Here is a 25798-nt window from a genome sequence, read left to right as displayed (position 1 = left end):
ATACGATTCCCTGTCATACACATCACCCCCCGGACGGATCCATTACGTCGCGCAGTATATCCCCCATATAGTTGAACAGAAAGATCGTCACAAAGATCGCTGCCCCGGGGTAAATCATGAGCTGCGGGGCGGTCTGCAAATAGTCGCGCGCTCCCATGAGCATCGTTCCCCACTCCGGATAGGGCAGAGGCACGCCGATGCCAATGAGAGAAAGTCCCGCAACCGTGAGCAGAATCTCTCCGATATTTTGAAAAATGAGCACCAAGAGGCGCGGCAGAACATTCGGCAGGAGGTAGGAGGACAGTGCGCCCCAAAGCCCTGCCCCACTGAACACCGCATACCGTGCGTAGGGTTTCTCCCGCTCGGACTGCACGAGTGTGCGTGCAACGCGGGCATACTCCGCCCAATGCGTGAACGAGAGCGCGAGAATGAGATGCGGGATGCTCGGCCCGAGTACGCCGATCAGAGCGATGGAGACGACGAGCGACGGCATTCCCAGAAAGAAGTCCAGCAGTGCCGTCATGACGCGATCCGCCGTCCCCCGCAGAAATCCTGCGACCATCCCGACAGCGATGCCAAAAAATGCTGTGACTGCGACAATGAGCAGCGTGACCGACAGGCTGATCTGCCCGCCGTACAGGATGCGCGAAAGAATGTCGCGCCCGAGCTGATCCGTTCCGAAGAAATGCCCCGCCGTATTGCCCGTCAGACGCATCGTCAGATCCTGTTCATAGGGATCGTAGGGAGCGATATAGGGTGCAAGCACTGCGAGCAGCGCCCATACGATGAGCAGCATGCCGATGATGCAGAAATCCCGACGGCGCAGCAGTCTGCCCCACAGATAACTCATAGCTGACGCGCCCCCCCTTCCTGCATGCGGCGCGGATCCAAACGGAGACAGATGAGATCGGCGATGAAATTCATCACCACAAAAATCCCCGTCCCCCACAGGATATACGCCTGCATCAACTGATAGTCCTGCGCGAGGATTGCCGTCGTCATCAGCTGCCCCATGCCGCGCCATCCAAAAATCGTCTCAATGACGGCAGAGCCGCCGAGAATATTCCCGAGCGTAAGCCCGAGCATCGGGACAAGCCCCGTCAGGGCATTCGGCATGATATAACGCCATAGGACAACATGAGCCGGCAGTCCGAGCGCATGCGCCCCAATCACATAGTTTTTCCCATGCTCCTCGAGCAGAGCATTGCGAAGGCGACGAATATAGAGCCCCGCAATCCAGATGGCAAGAGCCGCAGCCGGCAGGATCATCCCGCGCAGACCATCCGTCGCCGTCACAGGGACGAGACGCAGATGAACGGAGAACAGCAAAATCAGCAAAAGGCCGACCCAGAAGGTCGGCAGAGAGATTCCTAGAAATGACAGGATGCGCGCAGCATGATCGATCCAGGTTCCATGCCGATAAAAGGCAAGCAGACCGAGCGGAATCGCAGCCACTGCGGCAAACAGAACAGAGAGACCTGCAAGTGCAAGCGTCCGCGGCAGTGCCTCACGCACCAAGTCCGCAACGGGAACGCCATAAGCGATGGAGTAGCCGAGATCGCCGGACAGTATCCCGCACAGCCAGTGCGCATATTGAACGATCAGCGGCTGATCCAGTCCCAGCTCCGCACGAAACTCCGCGACAAGCTGCGGGTCGGCGGGAACGCCCATCATGACAAAGTGAAGCGCGACTGGGTCGACGGGCGAGAGCTGCATGAGCACGAATGTCCCGCCGGTCATGGCGAGCAGCACGACCAGCATACCGACAAACCGCCGTAAGATGATGCCGCTCATATTGAACCCACGGCCTCGTAGTGGAACGACTCAAGCTCCCAGAGAACGCCCGTCAGCTGCTCCACATCCACATCGGAGAAGACACGCAGCGTCGGACGCACATCCTCCTCGGGGAAGATCGCAACGGTCGCTGCCTCCTCGCCGTACTGGAAGAATGCCTCGACGGCACTGTGGTCAACGTAGATGCGCAGCGAAAGAGTACGATCGACGTAGAGCTTAAAGCTGCGCGTACCGCGTCCTCCCTGGCGCATTTTCGTGCGGTCGATGGTCATGATCTGTTCCAGACGATTGTAGCGGAACACCAATTTCTCCGCCCCATAGACCAACTCAAGCGCAACGGTGTAGGCATCCCCTACCTCGATGTCGAGCAGCAACTCTGTGAGGTCAAAGAGCGCTGTCTCGAAATGGCTCGTTTGCTCCGCCTCCAGTGTGCGCTCTGTCTCACGGTGGCGCAGTGCCTTCAGTTCATGTACCGGCTCAGAAAAGATATGCCCCTGACGCAGTGTCAGCACGCGCGGCAACGTGAGGCTGTGCATCCAGCCCTCCGCGCGCGTCGGGTAGTCGTCCTCACGGTCGGGCATCCCCATCCAGCCGATGAGAATATGCCTCCCCTCATGCGTCACGACCTGCGGTGCATAGAAGTCAAATCCGTGGTCGAGTTCCTTGAACCGCCCGTGCATGAGCATCTCCATCGCGTCCATGGACGCATGCCCTGCGATATAGCCAGACTGATAGAGATTCTGGCGGTCGTAGGCACGCGCGGGCACCCCCTGCGGGCAGAAGAGCAGGACGTCGTAATCCCCGAAGGAGAGGAGGTTCGGACACTCCCACATATAGCCAAAATCCTTCAGCTGTGTCTTCAGCTCGCCGCGGTAGACCCAGCCATCCGCCGTCTCGCGGTAGATGAGGACACAGCCGCGCTCTTCCTCCGTCTGCGCCCCGATGATGAGATAGCGTACGCCGTCGCGCTCAAACAGATAGGGATCACGAAAATGCGCCGTAAAGCCGGGCGGCGGCCCATCGATGATGATCTCCTCTTTTTTCACCATCCCCGTCGCCTTCGTATACGTGCCGAAGCGCTGTACGGAACTGCGATTGCCCTCCGCATCCTTCGCGTTGCAGGTGTAGAGGACGCGCAGCCGCCCGTCCTCCTCCGCAGCGCACCCCGAGTAACATCCGTCCTTATCATGTGCGTCGCTCGGCCACAGGGCGAGCTGGGGCACGCTGTAGGTACAGAAGTCGCGCGTCTTCGTGTGTGCCCACGATTTATTTTTATGCGCACAGCCGAAGGGATTCCACTGATAGAAAATATGCCAGCCATTGTGGTAGGCGAGCCCGTTCGGATCGTTGATCAGTCCAAATGGCATTTCGAGATGAAAGCGATTGTGAGGGCGATCGGTGAAGGGAAAGCCCTCCGCCAACCGTGTGTCAATGTCCCGCTTGTCAAAATTCTCCACAGCGCTCACTCCTCCGTGCGAAAAACGACAAAGGTCAGACCAAAGGCGACGGCAAAGCCGATCACGTTGACGAGGATGTAAGCGGGCAGATGATCAAGATAGAGCAGCGTCCCGGGCAGAACGGTGATACCCATGCCCGTCCCCGCGAGATGCAGGAAGCCCGCCACTGCGCCCGCGCACGCCCCGCCGACCAGGCCGCAGATAAACGGGCGCATAAAGCGCAGGTTAATGCCGAAGATCGCAGGCTCTGTGATGCCGAGGAAAGCAGGAACAGCCGAGGAAATATAGAGGGCACGCTTTTTTGCATCACGCGTACGCGCTGCGACCGCAACGGCGGCACCGCCCTGTGCCACAATCGCACCGGTAATGATGGCGTTGAACGGGTCAACGCCTGTCGACGCGAGAAGCTGCACCTCAAGCGCGTTGAACACATGATGCACGCCGAACACGACGATCACCTGATGCAGACCGCCGACGACAAAACCGCCGATTCCGTACGGCAGCTCCAAAAAGGCACGTACTGCGCCGAAAACACCGATCTCGAGTGTGTGCATGATCGGTCCGATGATGAGGAGCCCGAGCAGCATAGAGACAAACAACGTAAGGAACGGCGTGACAATGAGGTCAATGATATCGGGCACAAAGGTCTTGAACCATTTCTGCAAACGCGCCGCAAAGATACCAAGTACGAGTGCGGGCAGAACCGAGCCCTGATAGCCGACCACGGGAATTGGAATCCCGAAGATCTCCATTGAGAGAGGAACGGCATCCCCCGCCGCGATCGCATAGGCGTTCGGCAGCTGCGGAGCGACAAGCATCAGACCAAGCACAATGCCGATGACGGGCGTTCCGCCGAAGCGGTTCATCGTCGACCAGCAGACGAGCGCGGGCAGGAAGGCAAAGGCCGTATCCGTCAGGATCTGACTCATGCGCAGGAGATTTTCGTTCATCTCGATGCCGAGACTCTGTGCCATCCCGCGCAGCCCCATGAAGAGTCCTGTCGCAACAAGCACGGGAATGACGGGGACAAAGACGTCGCCGAGGGTGCGTGAGACCTTCTGCAGCGGCGACATCTGCTCGTATGCCTCCTGCTTTCCGCTGCCCGCAGTCGAGCCGAGATTCGTCCCCGCGACGAAGGCGTCATAAACCTTGTCGACAAATCCCGTCCCGAGGATGATCTGATACTGGGCGGCGGCAAAGAACTGTCCCTTCACGCCGTCGATGTTCTCGATCGCCTTCTCGTCGATGATCGTCTTGTCGTTGACGATCAGTCGCAGACGCGTCGCGCAGTGCTCGGCACTACGAACATTCCCCGCTCCGCCGACATACTTCCAGATCAGCTTGGCGACGCGCTCTTCCTTTGGCAGATTCGGGTCAATGTCGTCCTCTGCCGCCTCCTCTGCCGCAGCCTGCGTCTCCGCCGTGGCTTCTGCATTGTGAGAGGAAATTTCTGCCCCATCCGACACCAGCGTGATCGTCCCATAGTCTGCCGCATTGGTCACAAGGATGGGCGTCGTCGTCTCATAGCCGGCCGCGCGGATGGCGGCGGGATCGAACTCGATCAGCAGCTGCCCCTTCTTCACCGTATCGCCCTGCGCCACATGCGCAGTAAAATGCATCCCCCCGAGCTTCACCGTATCCACGCCGACGTGGATGAGGATATCCACGCCATCTGTCCCGTGAATCCCAATGGCGTGCTTCGTCTCAAAGAGCACAGTTACCTCGCCATCCACGGGAGAGACCACACGGCCCTCCGGGTCGGCTACCGCCGCACCGCGCCCCATTGCCCCGCTCGCAAAGGCGGGATCCGACACCTCCGACAGCGGGATCAGCCGCCCCTGCAGAGGACTGTCCAAACGAATGTCCTTCATGTAAATTCCCCCTTATGGAAACGCCGATACATTCGGCACTTCCTTAGAACCCCACGCCCCATGCGCATATCCTTCTAAAATTTTACTAATTTTTCTTTTCATTGTCAACGGAGACCGCCTATATCACGGCATAATCGGCAAAATCATTTTACAACCCAAAGCCCATGTGATAGAATAACTGTGGAAAGTTTTATTGTATACCATGGGGAGGGCATAAGAGATGGCTGTAAAGTATGAAGTCAGTGTGACTGCCATCGGCAAACTGGCGCGCAAATTCCTCGAGACCAACAGCAGCATTATCCTGCTGGACGAGGGAGCACACCCCAATCTCGCCGAGATGGTCATTGAGCACACATCAGGCGATCTGAAGAGCGACATCACCGTCGGAGATACGCTGACGTTTGGAAAGCAGAAATATAAGGTCACACGCGTCGGTGAGAACGCAAATGACACGATCCGCGACAGCGGGCACTGCACGCTGCTCTTTAACACAACAGGCTCTATGCCAGGGCAGATCGAACTGGAGGGCGGTCCCGTACCTCCGATCTCAGTGGGACTGAAGTTTTCCTTCTCCGGGAAATAAAACCAAAGAAACTGTGAGAGCCAGATCAACTGTAATGCACTCTGGCTCTTTTCTGTACGCACAATGAAAGAGAATATCCATGAAAAAAATTCTCGCCGTATTGCTTGCCGCGCTGCTTCTTCTCACGCTCGGCTGCGGGAGTAAAAATACGGCAGCCGACGACGCAGAGGAAGATCATGCTGCCCTCGACCTCTCTCAACCGCTGAAGCCCCCTGCTTCCTTTGAAGGAAAACGCGTGCTCGTCGCATTCTTCTCGCGCGCAGGGGAAAACCACGAAGTTGGCTACGTCGAAAAGGGAAACACGGCGCTCCTTGCTGAGCAGCTTGCAGAGCTTATCCATGCGGATGCCACGTTCGAGATACAGACTGTCATCCCCTACCCGATCGACCTCAAGGAGATGACAGAGGTGGCAAAAGAGGAGCAATCCAAACAGGCGCGCCCGCTGCTCGCATCAAAATTCGATGATATGGCGCAGTACGACATCATCTTCCTCGGCTATCCGATCTGGTACCAGGATCTACCGATGCCGATCTACACCTTCCTTGAGAGCTATGACTTCGCAGATAAGGTCATCATCCCATTCTCCACCGGATCGGGCAATGCAATGAGCGGCAAAGAGGCGGATATCCCGAACTATGCCAAGGGCGCGGCGGCGTTTCCGGGGATGTGCATCCGCGGCAAGACGGTGCGTGACAATGCGACAGAGACAAATAAGCACATTGCCGTCTGGCTGGAGGGATTGGGGTACCACAACTGATGCGCCCCCTGCTCTTTGTCCTCATCACGCTCCTCATGTTCTTTCTGCCAAACCGTTTGCTGACGACGGAGCCCGTGCATGAGTATCTGGGCTGTGCCCTTCTCATCCTCGGCGGCATCCACCTGTGGCTCGAGCGCGCCTATCTTCGCGCGCTCTTTTGGCGGCGCCTGCCGATGACGGCACTCAACACGGTGAATATCATCATACTCCTGCTCCTTGCCGTGACCTTGGTATCGGGCATACTCATCTCCCTCTACGCTCTTCCCATTGTGCGTCTGCGCGGGCTCGCATCCATCTACGTCCACGCAGTCCACCTCTCTGCCGGTGTGCTGCTCTTTCTCGTCGTTGGCGTGCATGTCGGTCTGCATGCCCGCATGCTGTGGAGAGCTCTGCTGCGCCGTATCCCGCTGCGTATCCCACGGACGATGCCACGCGTTCTATATGTCGTCGGTATTCTTTTGACGGCAGCAGGCATTCACCGCTTTATCACGACGCGCATCTACGACAAGATCCTCTTTGAACATCTATCATTTGGCGGACTTACGGGAACATGGACATACCAGTGCGACCTGCTCCTCATGTTCCTTGCCTGCGCATGCCTCGCCATCTTCTATCAGTCATGGCGCATGCGGAAATAAAAATAAGAAGACGCTTTTCACCAATACGTGAGAAGCGTCTTCTTTAGTAAGAACCGCGTTTATCTCGCCACCGTCACATCATCGCATCCATCGCGTCAAAGATCGGCAGGAGAAAGGAGAGCACGGCAAAGAAGATGAGCCCCGCAACAATGACGATCATGATTGGCTCGGCGAGTGCCGCCACACGCTGTCCGATAATCTCCGCCCGGCGTGCACAATACTCTGCCGCCTGCGGAAGAATGCGTTCCAATTCCCCCGCCTCCTCGCCTGCGGCTAGCATACCGCGCACGAGAGACGGCAGATAGGGGTCATCTGCCATGATCTGTGTGAGGCTGCGTCCCTCGATAAGCCGCTGCTCTATGTGGCTCAGCTGACGGCGGAGCGCACGATTTCCCGTTGCCGTGCATGCCAGTGCAATGGCGCGGTCGAGGCGAATCCCACTGCGCAGGAGAACGGCGAGAACGCACAGGATCATCTGCCACGCACGACAGCGGATGAATACGCCCACAACGGGCAGCCGCAGGATGCAGCGGTCACAGAGAAAGCGCGCCGTCGGAATGCGCAGGAGCAGCCCGATACCGAGGGGCACGGCGAAAAGGAGACATACCGTCGCCACAGGCGCATCGGCGATCTGTGCCGACACCGTGAGGAGCAGCTGTGTCGGCAGTGGAAGATCGGCATGCAGATCCGCGAGGAGTGCCGCGAAGATGGGCAGAATAAAGACGGTCATGAGGACGATGGAGAGCACGACTGCCGCCAGTAAAAAAAGCGGATAGAGGAGCGCGCTCCACAGTGCCTCGCGCATACGGTACTCCTCTGTGAGAAACGACGCTGCCGCTCCGAGCACGACATCGAGCGAGCCGCTCTCCTCCCCCGCGCGTACCATGCCGATGAGAACAGGGGAAAAGATCTGCCTCTTCGTCTCCATCGCCTGTGAAAGCGGCATCCCCTGCATGGCCGCATGATGCAGAGCATGGAGCAGCCGTCCCGACGATGATGTTGCTCCCACGCCGTCGCGCAGGCGTTCCAGTGCGCGGTGCAGGGGAAGTCCCACGGCGAGAAGGGCAGATAGCTCCTGAAAGAAGGCGATCCTCTCCTCGTCCGTCACACCGCCACGGCGCGACAGCCACTGCTGTGTATGCTGCGGCAGGCGCAGCGTCCGTCGCTCCTCGATGCGCACGGCCGTCTCACCGCGCTCCATGAGCATCCGTGCCGCTGCCGGCGCGCTCTCGGCTTCAATGATGCCGTGTATCTTTCGCCCCTCTGCCGTGCACGCCGTATAAGAAAATATCGTCATGCGAGGACGCCCCGTGCACGAAGCTCGGCCTCTGCCATCTCCGCCGTCTGCATCCCCTGCGCAGCACCGCTCATCATGAGCGTCTCAAGCTGATCATAGCGTCCCTGCCGCAGGACATTTCGCACGGCGGAGGTACCAACCAGCGTCTCAAACGCGGCAATACGGCCGCCGCCCCGCCGCGGCAGAAGGCGCTGAGCAAAGATGCCGCGGACGACATCGGCAAACTGTGCGCGCACCGCATCCCGCGCATCCGCCGGAAAGAAACTCTCCACGCGGCGCGCCGCCTGCGCGGCCGTCCCCGCGTGGATTGTCCCCACGACGAGCACGCCCGTCGCCGCCGCGAGGAGTGTCGCCTCAATGGTTGCACGGTCACGGATCTCACCCACGAGCAGGAGGTCGGGATCCTCACGCAGCGCACTGCGCACAGCATCGGGAAAGGAAGCAAAATCCCGCCCCTCTTCCCGCTGACTGAAAAAGGCACGATCTGCGGCAAAAACATATTCGACGGGATCCTCAAGTGTGATGATATGGAGGGAACGCGTATGGTTGACCGCATCAATGAGCGCGGCAAGCGTTGTCGTCTTGCCTGCCCCCGTCGCTCCGCAGAGCAGTACGAGTCCATCCCTCATCTCAAGAGCCGTACGCACGGCAGACGGCATACCGACCTCATCGGGCGTCATGATGCGCTCAGGCAGGAGACGCAGGGAAAGAGCCATCCCCTCCTGCGTTCGATAAAAGTTTCCTCGAAACCGCCGTCCCTCCCAGTCCCACGCGGCATCGACATCCTGCACAGAAAGAAGAGCGCGCTGCGCATCCGAGAGCATTTGACAGGCACACGCCTCCATCAGTGCCGCTGTGGGAATGAGATCCTCCGCCATCAGCATGCCGTCACGGCGCAGCTGTATCTGCTGATGCGGTGCCGCATGGAGATCCGAGGCATTCACTGTCATCATGCGGCGCAGCAGTTCCTGCCACGCGTCCGTTTCATCCATAGAGTGCACGCTCCACCTCCCCTAACGTCGTCTCCCCTTCGATAGCCTTTGCCGCGCCGTCCTGCCAGAGAGAGCGCATCCCCTCCGCCCCTGCCGCGCGCCGCAGATCATCTCGCGATCTCGCTCCGAGGATCGCCGTGCGGATATGCTCGGAGATGGGCAGCATCTCATGTATCGCCATGCGTCCATGATAACCGCTCCCGCGACAATGCGGGCAGCCGCGCCCGCGCACGAGCGTCATCCCTTCATGATAGAGCGATCCGAGGAGAAGAGCCTCATCTGAGCCTGCAGCGACGGTGTACGTCTCACGACAATGAACGCAAACACGGCGCACAAGCCGCTGGGCTACAACCCCCGAGAGCGTCGCTGCGAGCAGATAGGGCGGCGTCCCCATCTCGATCATGCGAAAAATCGCGGCGACACAGTCCTCCGTATGGAGCGTCGAGAACAGCGCGTGTCCCGTGAGGGCAATACGCACCGCCATCTCCGCCGTCTCACGGTCGCGGATCTCGCCCAAGAGGATCTTCTGGACATCCTGCCGCAGTGCTGCCCGCAGTCCCGCGACAAAGGTCAGCCCCGCCTCTGGACATACGGCAAACTGACTGATTCCGTCAATACGCCGCTCCACGGGATCTTCGAGCGTCATAATGTGACAGTTTGGGTCATTGAGCTCAGCGAGTGCCGCATAGAGCGTCGTCGTCTTGCCCGAGTTCATCGGTCCACAGACGAGGAGGAGCCCCGTCGGTCGATGGATGAGTCGTTCAAAAATCGCTTCGTTTTCCGGCGTGAAACCGAGCTCCCTGCAGTGAAGGAATCGCTCCGTCCCGTCCATAATGCGCACAACCATGCGCTCACCGCCCACGACAGGAAGAACCGCCACGCGCATATCGACGCTGCGCTCCCTGTGTGGATAGCGAATCTGCCCATCCTGCGGACGGTTGCGCTTCGCCGTGTCGATGCCCGCCATCACCTTTAGACGTGCAATAACTACCGGAGCGATTGCCGCCGGCAGCAGGATCGGATACGCGCGCAGCAGCCCATCGACGCGGACGCGGATGCGCAGTCCTTCCTCCATCGGCTCAAGATGGATGTCCGTTGCCTCTTCATCCAGTGCTGCATCGAGGACGGCGTCCACGAGCGTCAGTACATGACTGCCGCGTCCCTCCGGACGAGACGGCAAGCGCATTTCACGTACGGCATTTGTCACAAGACGCTGCAGCATTTCCTGCTCCATCGGTATGGCTCCTTTCCGATGTGCCGTCATAATCCACCGCGAGTAGATACAGCCCGCCGGCCGGAGCCGTGGGCGGCGCGAGCCGACGATCCCGTGCCGCAAAGATCTCCGCAAAGCGATCCTTGGAGATACGCCCCGTACCGACCGCCACAGCCGTACTGACGATATTGCGCACCATGTGATAGAGAAAGCCCGTGCCGTGGATATAGAGCGAGAGACGCCCCTCCCCCTCCGCCGTCAGACGGATCGTATCGAGCGTACGGACGGGCGACATCGGCGCACCACCCGCCGCACGAAATGAGGAGTAGTCATGCGTCCCCTCAAGGAGATGCAGCGCCGCCCGCATCGCATCGTAATCGAGCGGCTGAAAAATCTGCCATGCATAGCTGCGTGTGAAGGGATCCGGCACGCGGCACTCCTTCATGCGATAGACGTATGCCTTGCCCGTTGCACTGTGCCGTGCGCTGAAATCCCGCGCTGCCTCCCACGCCTCCGACACGACAATATCCGGCGGCAGGAGGCCGTTCACCGCACGCGGCAAGCGCTCCGTCGGGATGCGTCCGTCCGTGAAGAAATTCACCACCTGACCATAGGCATGAACCCCCGCATCCGTGCGCCCCGCCGACGCAAGCTCCACCGTCTCACCGCAGACCTGGGCGAGAGCTGCCTCAAGGACATTCTGCACGGCACGGATGGGCGGCGTCTGCCGCTGAAAGCCGTGATAGTTCGTCCCATCGTAGGCGACCTTCAGCGCGATATTTCGCGCACGTGCCTTCATCATCGCCACATGCTCAGGGCGCAAAGCTCAGCCCTCCCACACTCACGGCACAGATGCCCGCCGCACCGAGGATAAAGACGGCGACAGCCGCATAGTCGACACGCCCGATGTACAGCTCCTTCATCTGCGTACGTCCTTCACCGCCGCGGTAGCAGCGCGCCTCCATCGCCATTGCAAGCTCATCGGCACGGCGAAACGCAGAGAGAAAGAGCGGCACGAGCACGGGTACAATGGCACGCATCCGCCGCACGATACTGCCATGCTCAAAATCCGCCCCACGTGCCTTCTGCGCCTTCATGATGCGATCCAGCTCCTCCAGCAGCGTTGGGATAAAGCGTAAGGCAATCGTCATCATCATCGACAGCTCATGCACGGGAACCCCCACATGGCGCAGCGGAGAGAGAAGTGCCTCCAGCCCGTCGGTCAGGCGCAGCGGACTCGTCGTTAGTGTCAGCAGCGTACTCAACAGGATGAGCAGGATTAGGCGCAGCCCGATATACACGCCGCGTGTCAGCCCCTCCCACGTCGCCGACAGGGGGCCGACGGCAAACAGTTCCGTCCCCGGCGTCATAAAGAGGTGCACGCCGAACGTAAAGAGTACGATCCAGAGAATCGGCCGAATCGAGCGCAGCTGCATTCCAAGCGGAACCTGAGAAACGATCATGAGCAGCGCAATGCTGATGCCAAGCGCAAGAAAGCCTGCCACGTTCTCGACGAAGAAAACGAGCAGCAGGTAGAAGAACAGGAGAACAATCTTGACGCGTGGATCCATGCGGTGCAGGAAGGAATCTCCGGGCATATAGCGTCCGATTTGTATGTCATTCAACAAATTACCACATCCATTTTTTCATTCTTCCTATTATATTATACCATCTGGTCTACTGTTTTTCATTTATTTTTCGAGAAAGCTATGATATAATTTCATAAAATGTCGATATAATATGTATACGAGAATGATAATTTACCGCGATCGTATACAAGATGAAGGAAGGTTCCCTTATGGAAGATGCATTCATCGGGCGTCAGGCGATTCTCGATCTGCAAAAGAATGTCTACGCATACGAGATTCTTTTTCGCAGTTGTCTGAAAAACGCCTTTGACCCCAATCTCGACGGAAATGTGGCAACACAGAGCGTCATGGTCAACGCCATGCTCAATTTTGGCATGAAAAAACTCGTCTCCAACCGAAAGGCTTTCATCAACTTCACAGAGAAGAATCTCCTGTCGCGTGCACCGAAACTCCTGCCCTCCGACAGCATCGTCGTGGAGGTACTCGAGACGGTGCAGCCGACTCCTGAAATTCTCGAAGCCGTACGTGATCTAAAGGATGCAGGCTACAAGATCGCTCTCGACGACTTTGTCCTGCTCCCGGGCTACGAGCCGCTCATCAACATGGCGGACATCATCAAGGTGGACTTTCGCATCACGACAGCTCCCGAGGAGCGTGCCAACCTGCGCAAGGTGCTCCCCCCGCAGGTGCGGCTTCTCGCCGAGAAGATTGAGACAGAGGACGAATTCCGTCAGGCAGTGGAGGATGGCTATGTCCTCTTCCAGGGCTATTTTTTCTGCAAACCCGTCGTCCTGCACCAAAAGAGACTCACCAACAACGAGCTATCGCGTATTCGCCTTCTCAAGGAGGTCAACCGTCCGAACGTTGACTTTAACGCCATCACGGAAGTGATCGGGGCGGATACGAATCTCGTGTACAAACTCCTCACCTATATCAACTCGGTCGGCATCGGACTGACCAACCACGTCTCCAACCTACGGCAGGCTGCTGTGCTCCTTGGCTTCAGCGGGATCCGCAGCTGGGTGACACTCATCAGTCTCCAAACCTTCTCCGAGGACAAACCGAGCGAACTCTTCACCCTCTCGCTCCTGCGTGCAAAATTCTGCGAGCTGATTGCCCGCAGTCTGAACCGGCACGACCTCACGCCGGACACGGGCTTCCTGCTTGGCATGTTCTCCCTAATTGACGTACTGCTCAACCAGCCGATGGCGGAGATACTCAAGGAGCTCACTCTCTCCGACGAGTTGAATGCTGCTCTGCTTGGTGAGGACAACGCTCTGCGCCGTCTGCTCGACCTCGTCATCTCCTACGAACAGGGCAACTGGTCGTCAGTTGTTGCGTGCTGTGCGCATGAACACATCCCATTGGAGGAGATCAGCACGATCTATGACGAGGTTCTCGAATGGTATAACAAACTCCAGGCTGTCTGCTGACAGCGGACACCAAAAAAGCCCATTGGTTCGCGCCGATGGGCTTTTCTATGTTCTTTATTATTTCGGGTTGTACTCCAGAATCTTAATCTTCTTCTCCTCATTGAGATCGATGACCTCATCCTCCGAAATCGTCACGATCGGGAGCGGCACAACACCGTGCGGATATGCCGTGATCGTTCCCTCGCGATGATTACTGAGGAGCACACGCGAGCCGAGGAAGGCATTCTTGATATTCATCAGGACGGGCAGGCAAACCTGCGGATCGAGCGTCGTATACATCTGCCGCGCAATCTCCGTCACCGCATCGAACGGCGTGCGGCGCGGGTAGCCCTCGCGTTCGACCGTGATATTGTCATAGAGATCCGCCACAGCGATGATGCGAGCATAGAGATGAATGTCGTCGCCCTTGCTGTTGAACGGGAAGCCGCTGCCGTCCATGCGCTCATGATGCTGCATCGCCGCAAGGCGCACGCCCTCCGTCAGTCCCGCCACATTGTTGAGGATATGCGCTCCATCTACCGTATGCTGGATGTAGTTCTCATAGTCCTCGCCCTCAAGCGTTTCTACATTCTTTTCGAGCAGACGCTGATCAAAACGCGACTTGCCGACATCGTGGAGGAATCCCGCGAGAACAACATCCTTTGCCGTCTCACGGTCGAGCTTCATCCACTTGGCAATGACCCCCGCGAGGATCGACACACGCAACGAGTGGTTATAGATATCGCTCGCGAGATGGTTGACCTCATTGAGATAGTCAATCGTTCCGCTGCGGCGTGAGAGCGGCAGCAGATCCTCCTGCACCATCTCATTCGTCTCTTCCACGGGAACCGTGCCCGTCTTCTTTGTCTCCTCAAAGATCGACTTCGCCGTACCGATGACATTCTCATACTGCTTGATGAAGAGATTGCTGCGCGAGAAGATCGGCGAACGCTCCTCCTTCAGCTCCGATTCGTCCTTGATATAGACAACGGGGATCTTCAGAAACTTCAGGCGCGTGATGTGCGCCTTCGTCAGCTCCGTATTCTCCGACACCACCACCACGCGCTTGGCGTTGACGATCGTCCGCGCTAGGATCATCCCATTCTCAAGATCGTCTACGGATATTGCACGCAAAGCAAGCCCCTCCCTCGGTTTACGTCATTCTTCCTTACGAAATTCTCATGTCTATAAATATTTCGACCTGAAAAGAAAAAAACCTGCTTAATTAAAAAAAACTTGACATATTTTCTTCACCTATCGTATAATACACACACATCAGTACTTTATTGTATTAAAGCAGTAGAAGGATAAGGAGAAACGAAGATGAACTGGAAAGCGATTCTGACCGGAGCAACGGTACTCGCCTGCTCGGCAGCACTCCTCGCAGGGTGCGGCAGCACTGAGAAAGTCCCCTCGACGGATAATGCGGCAGAGATGGGAAAGATCATCGTCGGACTTGACGACAATTTCCCGCCGATGGGCTTTAAGGACGAGAACAACAAGATCGTCGGTTTCGACGTTGATCTCGCAGAGGAAGCAGCAAAACGTCTCGGTCGTGAGGTTGAGTTCAAGGCAATCGACTGGTCGAGTAAGGAAGCCGAGCTCAAGAGCGGCCGCGTGCAGGTGCTCTGGAACGGTCTCGACATCACCGAAAAGCGCAAGGAGAGCATGCTCTTCTCGAAGCCCTATATGGACAACCACCAGATCATCTTCGTGAAGAAGGGCAACACCGCCGTTACGGATGAGAAGAGCCTCGCGGGCAAGACTGTCGGCACGCAGAGTGCGGGCACGGTGGAGGAGTACATGGACGCCTCAGATTTCTATAAGAAGGAAGTCAAGGAGGTCAAGAAGTACCCCGACTACGTTGCGGCATTCATGGATCTTGAGAATGGCCGTCTCGATGCCGTCATCGGCGACGAGATCGTCGGCCGCTACTACATGAGCAAGCATCCCGACACACTGGATGCGCTCGACGTGGTCGTCGGTCCTGTGAGCGAGTTCGGCATCGCATTCGCGAAGGACAACACGAAGCTGCGCGACGAGGTGCAGAAGGTCCTCGACGAGATGAAGGCAGACGGCACGATCGCCAAGATCTCGACGAAGTGGTTCGCCAAGGACATCACGAAGTAAATGGTTGCCCTTCTGCCGCAGGTGGCAGAGGCACAAAGAAAGAGCTGCTGTACGATGTCGAATCATCGTGCGGCAGCCCCTTTTTCTGTAAGGAATATCATTCATGGACAAAACACTGGATACTATCCGTCTCATGCTCGAGGGCTCAGGCATCACCCTCGAGATTTTCTGTGTCACGCTCGCGCTTTCCCTGCCGCTGGGGCTCTTTGTCGCGCTCGGACGACTCTCTCGCTTTCGGCCGCTCAGCCGCATCCTCGAAATCTACATCTGGATTATGCGCGGTACGCCGCTCATGCTGCAGCTGCTCTTCGTCTACTTCGCCCTGCCGATGGTCGGCATCCTGCTCCCCGACATTGCAGCGGCACTGCTCGCCTTCGTCCTCAACTACGCCGCCTACTTCGCCGAGATCTTCCGTGCGGGCATACAGGCGGTGCCGCGCGGTCAATTCGAGGCGGCGCGCGTCCTCGGCATGAGCGGCCCGCTCACCATGCGCCGCATCATCCTGCCGCAGGTACTGCGCATCACCCTGCCGCCCGTCAGCAACGAGACCATCAACCTCGTCAAGGACACATCCCTCGTCTACATCCTCGCCATGAACGACCTCCTGCGCGTCGCGCGCACCATCGTACAGCGCGAGTTTGACATGACCCCCTTGCTCATCGCAGGCATCTTCTACCTTGCCATGACCGCTGTACTCACCTATGGATTCAAAAAACTGGAGGCGCACTATGGCAGATACGGAAACTAAAGACACGATGCTCAGGATGCGCGGCATCCACAAATCCTTTGGTGAGCTCAGCGTTCTCCGCGGGATTGACCTCACCCTCGCGCGCGGCGAGGTGCTCGCCATCATCGGCTCCTCCGGCTCCGGCAAGTCAACGCTCCTGCGCTGCATCAACCGATTGGAGACCATCGACCGCGGCGACATCACGATCGGCGGAGAGGTACTCTGCCATACGCCGGACGGTGCGGCATCGGCGACCTACGCGGACGCTGCCGACGTGCGGCGGATCCTCATGGCGACGGGCATGGTCTTTCAGCAGTTCAACCTCTTCCCCCACATGACCGTGATCGAGAACCTCATCGAGGCACCCATTCACGTCAAGGGACAGTCAAAGGACGAGATTCTCCCCTACGCGCGCGAACTCCTCAAAAAAGTTGGACTCTCCGACCGTGAGAACTACTACCCGAGCCAGCTCTCCGGCGGACAGCAGCAGCGCGTCGCCATCGCGCGCGCCCTCGCCATGAAACCGGACATCATGCTCTTTGACGAGCCGACCTCCGCACTCGACCCCGAGCTCACAGGCGAGGTGCTCCGCACCATGCGGGCGCTTGCCGCCGAGCGCATGACCATGATCGTTGTCACGCACGAGATGGCATTTGCCCGCGAGGCGGCAACCAATGTCATCTTTATGGAGAATGGTGTCATCGTCGAGCAAGGCGCACCGCAGACATTCTTCCGTGCGCCGAAGGAAGAACGCACACGAGAGTTCCTGCGGAATATGCTATGATACTTGGTATAATAGAGATGATAGGAGAGATATGTGGTCCTCCTCTGCAATAAAGGAGTACATATCATGCTACGGCCTAAAGTACTCGATGTAAAGCCGCTTCCTGATTATAAATTACTGCTGCTCTTTGATACAGGTGAGAAGAAAATTTTTGATGTGATGCCGTACATCAAAGGATCATGGTACGAAAAGCTGAAAGTTCCCACTGTTTTTCAAACAGTCCATGTATCAGGTTCTACGGTTGTATGGGCAGATGGGCAGGACATTGCCCCACACGAGCTCTATGACGATTCTGTACCCACTGTTTGATGGAAAATTCCAAGGGAAATACCCTTGTATCCTTAGGACACTGTGCAGCGGTAAAAACTTTTATCGCACGCCCACGACTGCGATCCAGTACTCGCCTTCCTTGAGGTGAATCTGTACCTCGCGGAATCCCGCTGTGCGGAAAAGATGCTCGAACTCTGCGGGCGTCGGGTTCGTCAGCTGATACTCCGCGACCTTGGCACGCGTGCTCTCCGGCAGGTCGTCCCGCCCGCAGATCTCCGCGAGCAGGAGGAACGATCCGCCCTCACGCACAACGCGTGCAACCTCCCGCAAGCTCTCCTCGGGAGTCGGCCAGAAGTAAAAACTCTCCACCGTCACGACGGCATCAAAATGCCCGTCCGCAAACGGGAGTGCCTCAACCGAGCCATGGAGGATCTCCACCCGTCCACGCTCGACCAATGCCGCATTGAAGGCGCGCGACGCCTCCACCGAGGTCTCGGCGTAGTCGATACCGACGAGGTGCCCCTCCGTCACACGCTCTGCCATGCGCGCGAGTGTATTGCCGCCGCCGCAGCCGATGTCAAGTACCGTATCCGCTGAGTGCAGTGCAAGATACCCCAGACCCCAGTCCACGAGATGCGCATGGCTTTCGTTCATCCGTGCGAGCATCGCACGCCCCGCATCTCCCTCAGGACGACGTGGATTCCCCTCTGCCGTTACCTGATCCTGATCGGTATGCTGCCAATCTGTCTCTGCCATTCGATTTTCCTCCATCGATCAATAAAGTCTCATTTCAAATACTACGAATCTGACAAGAATCATCGCTTATTTTTCGACTCTATCGCAACAAGCGCCCCTTCCACCGCTTCGCGCTCCCCCTGCTGACCTGTCCAAGAAGCAAGCCCTGTGGGCGCAGCTGATTGGGTAACAGGTCGTATGGGAAAGCGTCCCGCAAGTCAAATCCATAGGATGCAGACGCGCGGATGACGCTGACCGCTCCCCCATATCGACGGGGGAGGCTTTTTGTCGCAGCTGTTGGGGCAACTACTCTACGCCCATGGTCTGCTTCGACAGGTCAAAACCGAACTGCACAGGGTCGGCGGGATCCCAGATGCGCGTCTTTTCGTTGTAGCGGACAGGGACGTAGAACGTCGCCATCCCCATCGGCTGGAGTTCCCGATAGGCATCTGCCGTCGCATCGACGGCTGTCTTACGCAGCTCCTCGGGTGTCCCGTTCAGCTTCATACGGGAACGCATGAGAGAGGTTGCCTTCTCGCGTGCCGCCATCATGTTGAACCGCGTCACCGTCACCTCAACCGTCGCCTGCCCTTCCCCCTGACTCGAGACAGAAGTCTCGACTGATGCTTTTTTCAGCGATTCCATATAGGCATCACCAATCTCCGCTGCCTCCTCGGGCGAGAGATTCGCGCCCGCCGTCTGGAGGGCATTCGCGAACGCCGCCTTCATGTTGAACGCATCCGTCGGTGCACCGTAGGACGTGAGTTTCTTCTGCGCCTCCTCATCCTGCCGTACAAAAGCATCGCAGTAGAGCTGGATGCTCTCGGCAGGGTCTGCCTTCGCCATGCGCCCAAAGGTCGCAAAATAGAGTGCCGCAAGAATCGCGGCGACAAAGATCCCCACGAAGATGACGGGGAATCGTATCTTGGATGAAATCACTTTTTCTCCTCTATTCCTCTCTGTACCAGTTCCTCATATCGCTTCATCAGCTCTGCCACACACGCCGACTCCGTGAGCTTCGTCGAGAAGCCGTATGCGCGCATCACGGCGCGGTCATTCGCACATTCCTATATTTTATCGTATAAAGTCCCACTCTGTCTAAAGAAAATTTTTCACATTGACTTGAAACCAGAAGAACAAACAGTATATGATATATAGGGAGGTGTCATCATGCTGTCTATTGCCGCCATCAGGAAACGCGTTGCCCCTATTTGCGAAAAATATCCAATACGTAAAGCCTATCTCTTCGGCTCGTACGCACGTGGAAATGCAACAGAAAGCAGTGATGTCGATCTGCGCATCGAGGGGGATATCAAAAGTTTTTTTATGCTAAGCGGTATCTATTCAGATCTCAAAGATGCCCTCGGCACGGAACTCGATCTTCTGAACAAACTCCCTGACTCCGACCTGTTCAAAGAAAATCTCAAACGTGACGAGGTGTTGCTCTATGAACGATAGGGATAAGCGGAATAAGAAATCTCTTTGCCCATGAGTACGAGTCCGCAGATAAGGACTTAGGAAGCACTGATAAATTCGGCACGACCATCTTGACGCATCTTTTTCGCCCGCTTTTCGTTAGCAAATCCTCCACATAGCCTTTGCTATGCGTCCGGTTTGCTGCCTCAATCGGACAAAAAATCTACGCCAATCTGGCAGACCTCATTTTATCAGTGATTCCTTACTATGGGAAACGATCACAAACGATATCTCAGCACTATACGCACAACTTCAAAAGATCGCCTCATGTTAATGAAGCCACGTAAAAACACGACTGCCGTGCAACGACGACAATCGTGTTTTTCTATGTCAGATCCCAAGCGCCGCGACCCATGAGTTGATCGCCATCGGGGTCTCGCCCATCTCAAAGCGGCGGCCTTCCTTGACGAGTGCGCCCTGCGCTGAGGGGCGCAGATGCGTCACCGTCTGTCCGAGGGAGCTGCCGCCCGAGGTAGCAAACGGCACAATGGTTTTCCCCGTAAGGTCGTAGCTTTCGAGAAATGTATTGATGATGTGCGGCGCAGCGAACCACCAGAGCGGGAACCCGACGAAGATGGTCTCATACGGCGCGAGATCGGGAAGCTCTCCCTCGATTTGGGGGCGGCAGGCTGGGTCGTGCATCTCAACGTTGACGCGGCTCGTCTTATCGTCCCAGTCGAGATCGTCCTCGGTATAGGGGATGACTGGGCGGATCTCGTAAAGGTCTGCGCCGATGACGTCGGCGATCTTATGGGCAACCGTTGCCGTGCGCCGCGAAGGTGATGCAGAAAAGAAGGCGATCATCCGTTTTCCGTACATATTATTTCCTTCCTTCCAAATAATCATGGGCAAAGCCCTGCTGCTCGGGCTGAATGTCCGCCTCAAACATACGGTTCCACGGGAATGTCACGACGACACTGTTCATCTCCGCCATGGGCGGCAGATTGTTCTCGATGAAGCGGTTCATCATGCGCGTGGAGCGCACGGAGACGGCATCCATCTTTGAGCCGAGACTGCCGTAGAATCCGTCACCGCGCAGCCACGTGAGCTGCCGTGCAATCGTATTGCGCACATTCGCCTGATACGCCCAGTCGTCGAGGTAGCGCGTCGTCAGCAGCTGGTCGACGGCGTCCGCATTCATGTGACGGACGAGCATCCCCTCGCCGAGCGCATAGCCCGAGCTGTTCGTCGGGGTGTTCCACCCTGCGTAGGCACGAATCTTGTAGAGCAGACCGCGCCGCTGCAGCTCCGCCATGAGCGCGTTGTCCGCGCCGTTGGCAAAGGCAACGTCGGCAATCGAGACGGGATAGCCTCGTGCCACATAGTCCGACACGATATCGGCAAAATACGCCGTCCCCTCGCGCAGCGTTCCGTCATTGACAGGCATATTCGCCTCGTAGGTGCGCCCGTCGGGGTTCGTATTCACCGTGAGGACGACATCCGCCTTCTCCGGCGCGCGCACATTCATCCCACCGGCGGCGAGAATCGCATCGTTGATCGAGGTGCCGATCTTCTCATCCGAGTACGCAGGCACAGTGTCCGCGCCGCTTCCCCAGTTGTAGCGGACGAAGACAAACGGCACCTCATGACGCTGCTCGTTCACTGCGCGCGTCAGCATGAGGAGGGCGATCTCGTCGATGCCTGCCATCGTCTGAAACCGAGTCTTGCCGAGCTCTGCGCCTACTGCCGCGAGATGCCGGCTCTCAAGATGGGTCTGGGAGAACGGCGCATTATCATCACGCCCGAGCGCGAGGTAGTGGAACGTCCCATTCTTGCGCATGAGATTGATGAGGAACTCGTTGACCGCATAGTTCTTCTCGCGTCGTCCCATCCAGTCCGTGAGGGCTTCCTTCGGGATGAGGCGCGTGAGGAACTCATACTCCTTGCGCTCACGGCGCGAGAGCCCCTCGACCTCCTCCTTGTCACGCAGGAGGGTGTAGCGGAAGATATCCGCCCCATAGCGGCGGTAGTACTCCGGCTCCTCATGTCCCGATGCCTCGCCCGTACGCGGCGTGCGCATGATCGAGCCAAAGACGTAGAGCGGCACCTTGGGATTCGCACGGTGCAGCTCCGTAAAGCGCGACGCGCGTGCGAGGATCTGTGCACGCGACTCGTTGTGCTTGCGCGAGCCGACGAGGCTGCCGTAGACCATCGCATCCGAGGAGATAACCGCTGCCTTGACACCGGGCTGTGCGATATTCTCGTGCACCCATGTCCAGAGCTGATCGGGATGTCCCAGATCCTCACGGCTGCCGAGCAGCTCGGTCGGCGGAACGACGACCTCGTAGCCTGCCTTGGTTACGACATCCGCCGTCTGCGTACTCGAGATCGGGCGGCTGTCATGCGGGATGAAGATGATCTTCTCCGTCACGGGTTCCGCCTTTGCCGCGTCCGCCGCCTGCGGCTGGATCCATACGGTGAGCATCGCGATACAGAGCAGCTGAATCAATCGCCTCATCAATGTCCGTCTCCTTCTCCTGTGCTACTTTGCAGCGCAGCCGATTTTTCCTTCAAAATTGCGCGCAGCGCATCCTTCACATCGTCGGGCACGTTCAGATGTGTATCAAACATGATGCCGCCTTCCTTCACCGTCGCGCCCTCGATCTCCACCATGCTCAGCAGCGAATGCCCGCGGAACTCTGTCGTGCCGAGACGCGACGCCGCGAGGACATCGTGAAAGTCCACCGTGACATTGTTTCCCTTGATATCCACGGGGATGCGATCTGACACATCGAGCCGTCCGACCATGCGCTCGACCATCGACAGCGACAGCCGTGAAAAAAGCCATGAGACGAGTCCGTGATTGGGCAGTTTCTTCTTGTCCACATGGTAGACTGCATAGGACTTCTCCCCCGTATGGACAAACTCCTTGATCGTTCCCGAGAGCTCGATCCGCTTGTATTTCTTATCGGTCGTGCAGACGATGCCGAGATGTCCATCCTCATGCGAGGTGAGCTCTACGGAGCGGATCGTGCTGTCCGTACCGAGGTTATGCGCTATCGCCTCGTTCAGCACCGCGTCGCGGACGAAGAGATGCCCATCCGCGATCTCGCTGATCGTCTCGCGATCCCACGTATCGCGCAGCACTGTGAGCACGGGACCATAGTCCGCCACTGCGGCACGGACACTTCCCCAGTCGATGCGCTGTACCTGCTCCACCCACTGCGGAGGAATATCAATCGCCATTTAGTTTTCCTTCTCTGCCTCAGCTTTTTTCTCACGCAGATCCATCCAGAGATTCTGTGCACGCTCAAAGAGCTTTGCATCGGACTTGCGAATCTCCTGATCGCTCATGATGCGCGAGAGCATCTGCGTCGCTTTCTCAAAATCGCCGATACGGTAGTACGCCGCACCCGCGATATACATTGCCATATTGTCACTCATGCCGTTGATCGGATAGTGCTCCGTCATGACGGACTTTTCATAGAGCTCCGCCGCACGCCGCAGGCACTCCTTCTCCTTCTCGTGCTCCTCCGTGTCACGGTAGACCCACGCCATGCCCATGCGGTAGCCCGCCTGCTTCTGCAGCGGCCAGCCCAGCTTTTCGGCGAAGTAGAGCCCGAGCTTGTAGGCGCGGATCGCCTCCTCTGTCGTGCGCTCCTCCGTGTACGGGAGGTTGATCGTGCGTCCTTCGAGGAGTTCCTTTGCCTTTCCCTTGTCACGTGCGCTGAGTGCCGCGGGATCAAAATGCTTCTCGTCCGCCGCAAAACCGCAGTGCTCGCACAGCCAGACACGATAGAGGTACGGGTTGACGTCCTTGTAGTGAACGCAGAAATCCTCATCCGTGCTGAGCGTGATGAGGCGCGCCTTCATCTTTGTCACGTGCGTCTTTTCCCCACAGACCGGACAAACTTTCTCCACGGTGTACGTGTACTCTGCCATGATTGCTTCCTCCCCTGAAAACAGTGATTGCTTCCTCTCTAGGATACCATAAAATGCAGAAAAAAGAAAGAAAGGGCAGCGGCACGAAGACCATGTCGGTCACATGCCGCTGCCCCTGAGGGATCACTAGTATGATCAACGATTCCCTCGACCCGCACAGTGCTCCGTCGATCCCATGGGCGGGAGCGGGACACAGGTGCGTGTTTCGGGAATGTTCTCATAGCCGACAATCTTTGCCGTGACCCCGTACAGTCTTTCAAGGCGCTCCTCCGTGATCACATCGTTCGTCCGCCCGACGAAGAACACGCCATCGCGCCCCATGACCGCCGTATGGTCGGCACAGTAGAAGGCATGACTCGGCGCGTGTGTCGTCATCATCACCGTGACGCCCTCTGCGCCGAGAGCGCGGATGCGGTTCATCACGAGCACCTGATTGCCAAAGTCAAGACTCGCCGTCGGCTCATCTATGCACAGGAGCTGCGGCTGCTGTGCGATGGCGCGCGCGAGGAGGACGAGCTGACGCTCACCGCCGCTGATCTTCGTGTAGATCTTTTGGGCAAGATGTCCGATGCCGAGCATCTCGATCGCATCGTCTGCAATCCTGCGATCCTTTTCCCCGGAATGCCGAAACTGCTGATGTGGGCAGCCCGCCCCATCACGACGACATCGTGCACAGTGAAGGGAAACGGCGGCGTATGCATCTGCGGGACATACGCGATACGCCGCGCACGCTCCTCCACCGTCCATGCGGAAATGTTCTCGCCCGACAGGAGAATCTCTCCTGCCATCGGCGGCAGCAGTCCGAGGATGGTCTTAAGGAGCGTTGTCTTGCCGACACCGTTCGGACCGAGGAGACAGAGCGTCTCCCCGCGCGCGACGGAGAAAGAGATGTCCTGAAAAATCGCCTTTTCCCCATAGCCGCAGGACACGGATTTCAGTTCAAGTAACATCGCATCCCTCCTCAGTCCCAGCTATGATGATATTTGATCAGCAGATAGAGAAAGAACGGCACGCCAAAGAGTGAGGTGAGGATCCCGAGCGGGATCTCCATCGTCCACAGCGTCCGTGCGAGGTTATCCGAGGCGAGCAGGAACAGCCCGTCCATCAGTGCCGAGCCCGGCAGGAGAAAGCGAAAATCGGGTCCAACGATAAACCGCACGAGATGCGGTACGACAAGCCCGACGAGCCCGATGATCCCCGAGATCGACACCGCTGCCGCTGTCATGAGCGTCGCACAGATGATCACCGTCAGGCGGAGCCGCTCGACGGGAATGCCGAGTGACTTCGCCTCCTCATCGCCGAACGAGAGCAGGTTGATCTTCCACCGCAGGAAATAGAGCAACAGGAACGCCGCTGCCATCAGGAGGAGCGGCAGGATGAGATTGTCGCGTGTGATCGGCGCGAGGCTCCCCATCAGCCAGTAGACAATGACGGGCAGCTTGTCATAGGGGTCGGCGACGTATTTGATCATCGAGAGCAGCGACGTGAAGAGTGTGCTCACGATGATGCCCGAGAGGATGATCGCGAGCGTCGTGTTCCCGCCACGGCAGAATTTCACCCCGACCACATAGGTGATTGCTACGGCGAGCAGTCCGCCGCCAAACGTCGTAAGGTGCACGACAAGGACGGGCAGGCTCAGCAGAATGGCAATCGCCGCGCCGAACGCCGCGCCTGCCGAGACCCTGAGGATGGTCGGCGAGACCATTGGGTTGCGGAACATGACCTGATATGCTGCCCCCGAGACAGAGAGCGCTGCGCCGACGAGAACCGCGCCGACGATGCGCGGCAGACGCAGCTCCATCACGACCTGAGCACCGCCGTGCACCGTCGGTGCAAGCCCCATCCAGCCTAGGCACGCCGCGAGCACATCGGAGGCACGGACGGCGTAACGCCCGAGGAGGGAGGACACGCAGATGAGCGCGACGAGCAGGAGCAGCAGGACGGTGAGCTTATACTGCGGTGAAATGCGGCTCATGGTACGACATGATCCTGTGCCAGCAATGCATCGCACTCGGCATCACTGAGGTCATAGTGATAGAACAGATGATAGTACATCTTCATCTCCTCATGCAGATTGACGCCGGACTCCTGCGGATAGAGACGCGCAGCGAGCCACGACAGCCCCATAAAACGGTTGACCGAGGGCGGCCGCCCCATCCAGTCATAGGGTTTTGCCGGCACGCGCAGGATG

At 57.9% G+C, this 25798-nt stretch carries 28 protein-coding genes and 1 pseudogene; 9 read left to right on the top strand and 20 right to left on the bottom strand.

Features of this window, described 5'->3' with window-relative positions; genetic code table 11:
* Window positions 1–22: 22 nt before the first annotated feature.
* From HMPREF9166_RS11395 to HMPREF9166_RS11380, 4 genes are read right to left on the bottom strand one after another with little or no spacing between them, the layout of a single operon-like run.
* Entirely contained in the window at window positions 23–850 is an 828-nt protein-coding gene (locus HMPREF9166_RS11395; protein WP_009754172.1) for an ABC transporter permease, read from the bottom strand.
* Complete coding sequence (locus HMPREF9166_RS11390; RefSeq protein WP_009754171.1) at window positions 847–1794, bottom strand: ABC transporter permease; 948 nt, start codon at window positions 1792–1794, stop codon at window positions 847–849. Before HMPREF9166_RS11390 ends, HMPREF9166_RS11395 begins: the two co-directional genes overlap by 4 nt.
* The gene (locus HMPREF9166_RS11385; protein WP_039981459.1) at window positions 1791–3251 is read right to left on the bottom strand and encodes a sucrose-6-phosphate hydrolase; all 1461 of its coding nucleotides are present in this window, start codon (window positions 3249–3251) and stop codon (window positions 1791–1793) included. The genes HMPREF9166_RS11390 and HMPREF9166_RS11385 overlap by 4 nt, the downstream gene beginning before the upstream one ends.
* A 5-nt stretch (window positions 3252–3256) precedes the next feature.
* Window positions 3257–5122 (bottom strand): glucose PTS transporter subunit IIA, encoded by a 1866-nt coding sequence (locus tag HMPREF9166_RS11380; protein ID WP_009754169.1) that lies wholly within the window; start codon window positions 5120–5122, stop codon window positions 3257–3259.
* Window positions 5123–5342: 220 nt separating this feature from the next.
* On the opposite strand from HMPREF9166_RS11380, the gene HMPREF9166_RS11375 reads away from it, so the two are divergent.
* The 3 genes from HMPREF9166_RS11375 to HMPREF9166_RS11365 all read left to right on the top strand — a co-directional run bounded on the left by HMPREF9166_RS11375 (window position 5343) and on the right by HMPREF9166_RS11365 (window position 7100).
* On the top strand, window positions 5343–5705 hold the full coding sequence (locus HMPREF9166_RS11375) for a PTS glucitol/sorbitol transporter subunit IIA (protein WP_009754168.1): 363 nt from the start codon (window positions 5343–5345) through the stop codon (window positions 5703–5705).
* 79 nt (window positions 5706–5784) lie between these two features.
* Window positions 5785–6462, top strand: a complete 678-nt coding sequence (locus HMPREF9166_RS11370; RefSeq protein WP_009754167.1) for a flavodoxin — start codon at window positions 5785–5787, stop codon at window positions 6460–6462.
* Window positions 6462–7100: a DUF4405 domain-containing protein gene (locus tag HMPREF9166_RS11365; RefSeq protein WP_009754166.1), complete on the top strand. Its 639-nt coding sequence runs from the start codon at window positions 6462–6464 to the stop codon at window positions 7098–7100. Before HMPREF9166_RS11370 ends, HMPREF9166_RS11365 begins: the two co-directional genes overlap by 1 nt.
* A gap of 73 nt (window positions 7101–7173) precedes the next feature.
* Here the strand turns inward: HMPREF9166_RS11365 and HMPREF9166_RS11360 are convergent, their stop codons facing one another.
* From HMPREF9166_RS11360 to HMPREF9166_RS11340, 5 genes are read right to left on the bottom strand one after another with little or no spacing between them, the layout of a single operon-like run.
* Window positions 7174–8397 carry a type II secretion system F family protein gene (locus HMPREF9166_RS11360; RefSeq protein WP_009754165.1) on the bottom strand — a complete coding sequence of 408 codons (1224 nt, stop codon included), beginning with the start codon at window positions 8395–8397 and terminating at the stop codon, window positions 7174–7176.
* Window positions 8394–9389 (bottom strand): type IV pilus twitching motility protein PilT, encoded by a 996-nt coding sequence (locus tag HMPREF9166_RS11355; RefSeq protein ID WP_009754164.1) that lies wholly within the window; start codon window positions 9387–9389, stop codon window positions 8394–8396. The genes HMPREF9166_RS11360 and HMPREF9166_RS11355 overlap by 4 nt, the downstream gene beginning before the upstream one ends.
* A complete protein-coding gene (locus HMPREF9166_RS11350) occupies window positions 9382–10623 on the bottom strand; it encodes a GspE/PulE family protein (protein WP_009754163.1) in 1242 nt (413 codons plus the stop codon). Before HMPREF9166_RS11350 ends, HMPREF9166_RS11355 begins: the two co-directional genes overlap by 8 nt.
* Window positions 10577–11401, bottom strand: a complete 825-nt coding sequence (gene truA, locus HMPREF9166_RS11345; RefSeq protein WP_050749724.1) for a tRNA pseudouridine(38-40) synthase TruA — start codon at window positions 11399–11401, stop codon at window positions 10577–10579. The genes HMPREF9166_RS11350 and truA overlap by 47 nt, the downstream gene beginning before the upstream one ends.
* Before the next feature lie 13 nt (window positions 11402–11414).
* On the bottom strand, window positions 11415–12230 hold the full coding sequence (locus HMPREF9166_RS11340) for an energy-coupling factor transporter transmembrane protein EcfT (RefSeq protein ID WP_039981456.1): 816 nt from the start codon (window positions 12228–12230) through the stop codon (window positions 11415–11417).
* Between the two features lie 170 nt (window positions 12231–12400).
* Here HMPREF9166_RS11340 and HMPREF9166_RS11335 point away from each other — a divergent pair, with 170 nt between their 5' ends.
* On the top strand, window positions 12401–13624 hold the full coding sequence (locus HMPREF9166_RS11335; protein ID WP_039981454.1) for an EAL and HDOD domain-containing protein: 1224 nt from the start codon (window positions 12401–12403) through the stop codon (window positions 13622–13624).
* A gap of 57 nt (window positions 13625–13681) precedes the next feature.
* Here the strand turns inward: HMPREF9166_RS11335 and HMPREF9166_RS11330 are convergent, their stop codons facing one another.
* The gene (locus HMPREF9166_RS11330) at window positions 13682–14701 is read right to left on the bottom strand and encodes an HD-GYP domain-containing protein (protein ID WP_009754159.1); all 1020 of its coding nucleotides are present in this window, start codon (window positions 14699–14701) and stop codon (window positions 13682–13684) included.
* A gap of 225 nt (window positions 14702–14926) precedes the next feature.
* Between HMPREF9166_RS11330 and HMPREF9166_RS11325 the strand changes: the two genes are divergently transcribed.
* The 4 genes from HMPREF9166_RS11325 to HMPREF9166_RS11310 all read left to right on the top strand — a co-directional run bounded on the left by HMPREF9166_RS11325 (window position 14927) and on the right by HMPREF9166_RS11310 (window position 17553).
* Entirely contained in the window at window positions 14927–15733 is an 807-nt protein-coding gene (locus HMPREF9166_RS11325) for an amino acid ABC transporter substrate-binding protein (protein WP_009754158.1), read from the top strand.
* Between the two features lie 103 nt (window positions 15734–15836).
* Window positions 15837–16481 carry an amino acid ABC transporter permease gene (locus HMPREF9166_RS11320; protein WP_009754157.1) on the top strand — a complete coding sequence of 215 codons (645 nt, stop codon included), beginning with the start codon at window positions 15837–15839 and terminating at the stop codon, window positions 16479–16481.
* Entirely contained in the window at window positions 16462–17244 is a 783-nt protein-coding gene (locus tag HMPREF9166_RS11315; RefSeq protein ID WP_009754156.1) for an amino acid ABC transporter ATP-binding protein, read from the top strand. The genes HMPREF9166_RS11320 and HMPREF9166_RS11315 overlap by 20 nt, the downstream gene beginning before the upstream one ends.
* A gap of 66 nt (window positions 17245–17310) precedes the next feature.
* Window positions 17311–17553 (top strand): DUF2442 domain-containing protein, encoded by a 243-nt coding sequence (locus tag HMPREF9166_RS11310; protein WP_039981450.1) that lies wholly within the window; start codon window positions 17311–17313, stop codon window positions 17551–17553.
* A 60-nt stretch (window positions 17554–17613) separates the two neighbouring features.
* On the opposite strand, the gene HMPREF9166_RS11305 is transcribed toward HMPREF9166_RS11310, so the two are convergent.
* Window positions 17614–18270, bottom strand: a complete 657-nt coding sequence (locus tag HMPREF9166_RS11305; RefSeq protein ID WP_039981448.1) for a class I SAM-dependent methyltransferase — start codon at window positions 18268–18270, stop codon at window positions 17614–17616.
* A 285-nt stretch (window positions 18271–18555) separates the two neighbouring features.
* Window positions 18556–19188 (bottom strand): hypothetical protein, encoded by a 633-nt coding sequence (locus tag HMPREF9166_RS11300; protein WP_009754153.1) that lies wholly within the window; start codon window positions 19186–19188, stop codon window positions 18556–18558.
* A gap of 231 nt (window positions 19189–19419) precedes the next feature.
* On the opposite strand from HMPREF9166_RS11300, the gene HMPREF9166_RS11295 reads away from it, so the two are divergent.
* Window positions 19420–19707, top strand: coding sequence for a nucleotidyltransferase family protein (locus HMPREF9166_RS11295; RefSeq protein ID WP_009754151.1), 288 nt, complete (start codon window positions 19420–19422; stop codon window positions 19705–19707).
* Window positions 19708–20055: 348 nt separating this feature from the next.
* Here the strand turns inward: HMPREF9166_RS11295 and HMPREF9166_RS11290 are convergent, their stop codons facing one another.
* The 8 genes and pseudogenes from HMPREF9166_RS11290 to HMPREF9166_RS13210 form a co-directional block, all read right to left on the bottom strand.
* Window positions 20056–20544 (bottom strand): flavodoxin, encoded by a 489-nt coding sequence (locus HMPREF9166_RS11290; protein ID WP_009754150.1) that lies wholly within the window; start codon window positions 20542–20544, stop codon window positions 20056–20058.
* Between the two features lies 1 nt (window position 20545).
* The gene (locus HMPREF9166_RS11285) at window positions 20546–22183 is read right to left on the bottom strand and encodes a DUF4127 family protein (RefSeq protein ID WP_009754149.1); all 1638 of its coding nucleotides are present in this window, start codon (window positions 22181–22183) and stop codon (window positions 20546–20548) included.
* Window positions 22183–22911: a hypothetical protein gene (locus HMPREF9166_RS11280; RefSeq protein WP_009754148.1), complete on the bottom strand. Its 729-nt coding sequence runs from the start codon at window positions 22909–22911 to the stop codon at window positions 22183–22185. Before HMPREF9166_RS11280 ends, HMPREF9166_RS11285 begins: the two co-directional genes overlap by 1 nt.
* Window positions 22912–23607: a DUF2225 domain-containing protein gene (locus HMPREF9166_RS11275; RefSeq protein WP_009754147.1), complete on the bottom strand. Its 696-nt coding sequence runs from the start codon at window positions 23605–23607 to the stop codon at window positions 22912–22914. It lies immediately after the preceding gene.
* A gap of 135 nt (window positions 23608–23742) precedes the next feature.
* Window positions 23743–24102 carry a hypothetical protein gene (locus HMPREF9166_RS11270; protein ID WP_371137031.1) on the bottom strand — a complete coding sequence of 120 codons (360 nt, stop codon included), beginning with the start codon at window positions 24100–24102 and terminating at the stop codon, window positions 23743–23745.
* Between the two features lie 15 nt (window positions 24103–24117).
* Window positions 24118–24557, bottom strand: a pseudogene (locus tag HMPREF9166_RS13215) (ABC transporter ATP-binding protein); the annotation flags it as partial.
* Window positions 24558–24568: 11 nt separating this feature from the next.
* Window positions 24569–25582 carry an iron ABC transporter permease gene (locus HMPREF9166_RS11265; protein ID WP_009754144.1) on the bottom strand — a complete coding sequence of 338 codons (1014 nt, stop codon included), beginning with the start codon at window positions 25580–25582 and terminating at the stop codon, window positions 24569–24571.
* Entirely contained in the window at window positions 25579–25788 is a 210-nt protein-coding gene (locus HMPREF9166_RS13210; protein WP_009754143.1) for a hypothetical protein, read from the bottom strand. The genes HMPREF9166_RS11265 and HMPREF9166_RS13210 overlap by 4 nt, the downstream gene beginning before the upstream one ends.
* Window positions 25789–25798 lie beyond the last annotated feature (10 nt).

The organism is Selenomonas sp. oral taxon 149 str. 67H29BP (assembly GCF_000146365.1).
GTDB classification, from domain to species: Bacteria; Bacillota; Negativicutes; order Selenomonadales; family Selenomonadaceae; genus Centipeda; species Centipeda felix.
The sequence above is the reverse complement of the archived record's forward strand: the minus strand, read 5'-3'. Positions and strand labels throughout refer to the sequence as shown.

Bases quoted from the DNA above. Each gene is read 5' to 3' on its own strand.
- HMPREF9166_RS11365 (WP_009754166.1), top strand. From the start codon at position 6,462: ATGCGCCCCCTGCTCTTTGTCCTCATCACGCTCCTCATGTTCTTTCTG.
- HMPREF9166_RS11380 (WP_009754169.1), bottom strand. From the start codon at position 5,122: ATGAAGGACATTCGTTTGGACAGTCCTCTGCAGGGGCGGCTGATCCCG.
- HMPREF9166_RS11305 (WP_039981448.1), bottom strand. From the start codon at position 18,270: ATGGCAGAGACAGATTGGCAGCATACCGATCAGGATCAGGTAACGGCA.
- HMPREF9166_RS11310 (WP_039981450.1), top strand. From the start codon at position 17,311: ATGCTACGGCCTAAAGTACTCGATGTAAAGCCGCTTCCTGATTATAAA.
- HMPREF9166_RS11370 (WP_009754167.1), top strand. From the start codon at position 5,785: ATGAAAAAAATTCTCGCCGTATTGCTTGCCGCGCTGCTTCTTCTCACG.
- HMPREF9166_RS11290 (WP_009754150.1), bottom strand. From the start codon at position 20,544: ATGTACGGAAAACGGATGATCGCCTTCTTTTCTGCATCACCTTCGCGG.
- HMPREF9166_RS11275 (WP_009754147.1), bottom strand. From the start codon at position 23,607: ATGGCAGAGTACACGTACACCGTGGAGAAAGTTTGTCCGGTCTGTGGG.
- HMPREF9166_RS11335 (WP_039981454.1), top strand. From the start codon at position 12,401: ATGGAAGATGCATTCATCGGGCGTCAGGCGATTCTCGATCTGCAAAAG.
- HMPREF9166_RS11330 (WP_009754159.1), bottom strand. From the start codon at position 14,701: ATGATCCTAGCGCGGACGATCGTCAACGCCAAGCGCGTGGTGGTGGTG.
- HMPREF9166_RS11350 (WP_009754163.1), bottom strand. From the start codon at position 10,623: ATGGAGCAGGAAATGCTGCAGCGTCTTGTGACAAATGCCGTACGTGAA.
- HMPREF9166_RS11315 (WP_009754156.1), top strand. From the start codon at position 16,462: ATGGCAGATACGGAAACTAAAGACACGATGCTCAGGATGCGCGGCATC.
- HMPREF9166_RS11320 (WP_009754157.1), top strand. From the start codon at position 15,837: ATGGACAAAACACTGGATACTATCCGTCTCATGCTCGAGGGCTCAGGC.
- HMPREF9166_RS11390 (WP_009754171.1), bottom strand. From the start codon at position 1,794: ATGAGCGGCATCATCTTACGGCGGTTTGTCGGTATGCTGGTCGTGCTG.
- HMPREF9166_RS11355 (WP_009754164.1), bottom strand. From the start codon at position 9,389: ATGGATGAAACGGACGCGTGGCAGGAACTGCTGCGCCGCATGATGACA.
- HMPREF9166_RS11295 (WP_009754151.1), top strand. From the start codon at position 19,420: ATGCTGTCTATTGCCGCCATCAGGAAACGCGTTGCCCCTATTTGCGAA.
- HMPREF9166_RS11265 (WP_009754144.1), bottom strand. From the start codon at position 25,582: ATGAGCCGCATTTCACCGCAGTATAAGCTCACCGTCCTGCTGCTCCTG.
- truA (WP_050749724.1), bottom strand. From the start codon at position 11,401: ATGAAGGCACGTGCGCGAAATATCGCGCTGAAGGTCGCCTACGATGGG.
- HMPREF9166_RS11375 (WP_009754168.1), top strand. From the start codon at position 5,343: ATGGCTGTAAAGTATGAAGTCAGTGTGACTGCCATCGGCAAACTGGCG.
- HMPREF9166_RS11285 (WP_009754149.1), bottom strand. From the start codon at position 22,183: ATGAGGCGATTGATTCAGCTGCTCTGTATCGCGATGCTCACCGTATGG.
- HMPREF9166_RS11325 (WP_009754158.1), top strand. From the start codon at position 14,927: ATGAACTGGAAAGCGATTCTGACCGGAGCAACGGTACTCGCCTGCTCG.
- HMPREF9166_RS11360 (WP_009754165.1), bottom strand. From the start codon at position 8,397: ATGACGATATTTTCTTATACGGCGTGCACGGCAGAGGGGCGAAAGATA.
- HMPREF9166_RS11395 (WP_009754172.1), bottom strand. From the start codon at position 850: ATGAGTTATCTGTGGGGCAGACTGCTGCGCCGTCGGGATTTCTGCATC.
- HMPREF9166_RS11280 (WP_009754148.1), bottom strand. From the start codon at position 22,911: ATGGCGATTGATATTCCTCCGCAGTGGGTGGAGCAGGTACAGCGCATC.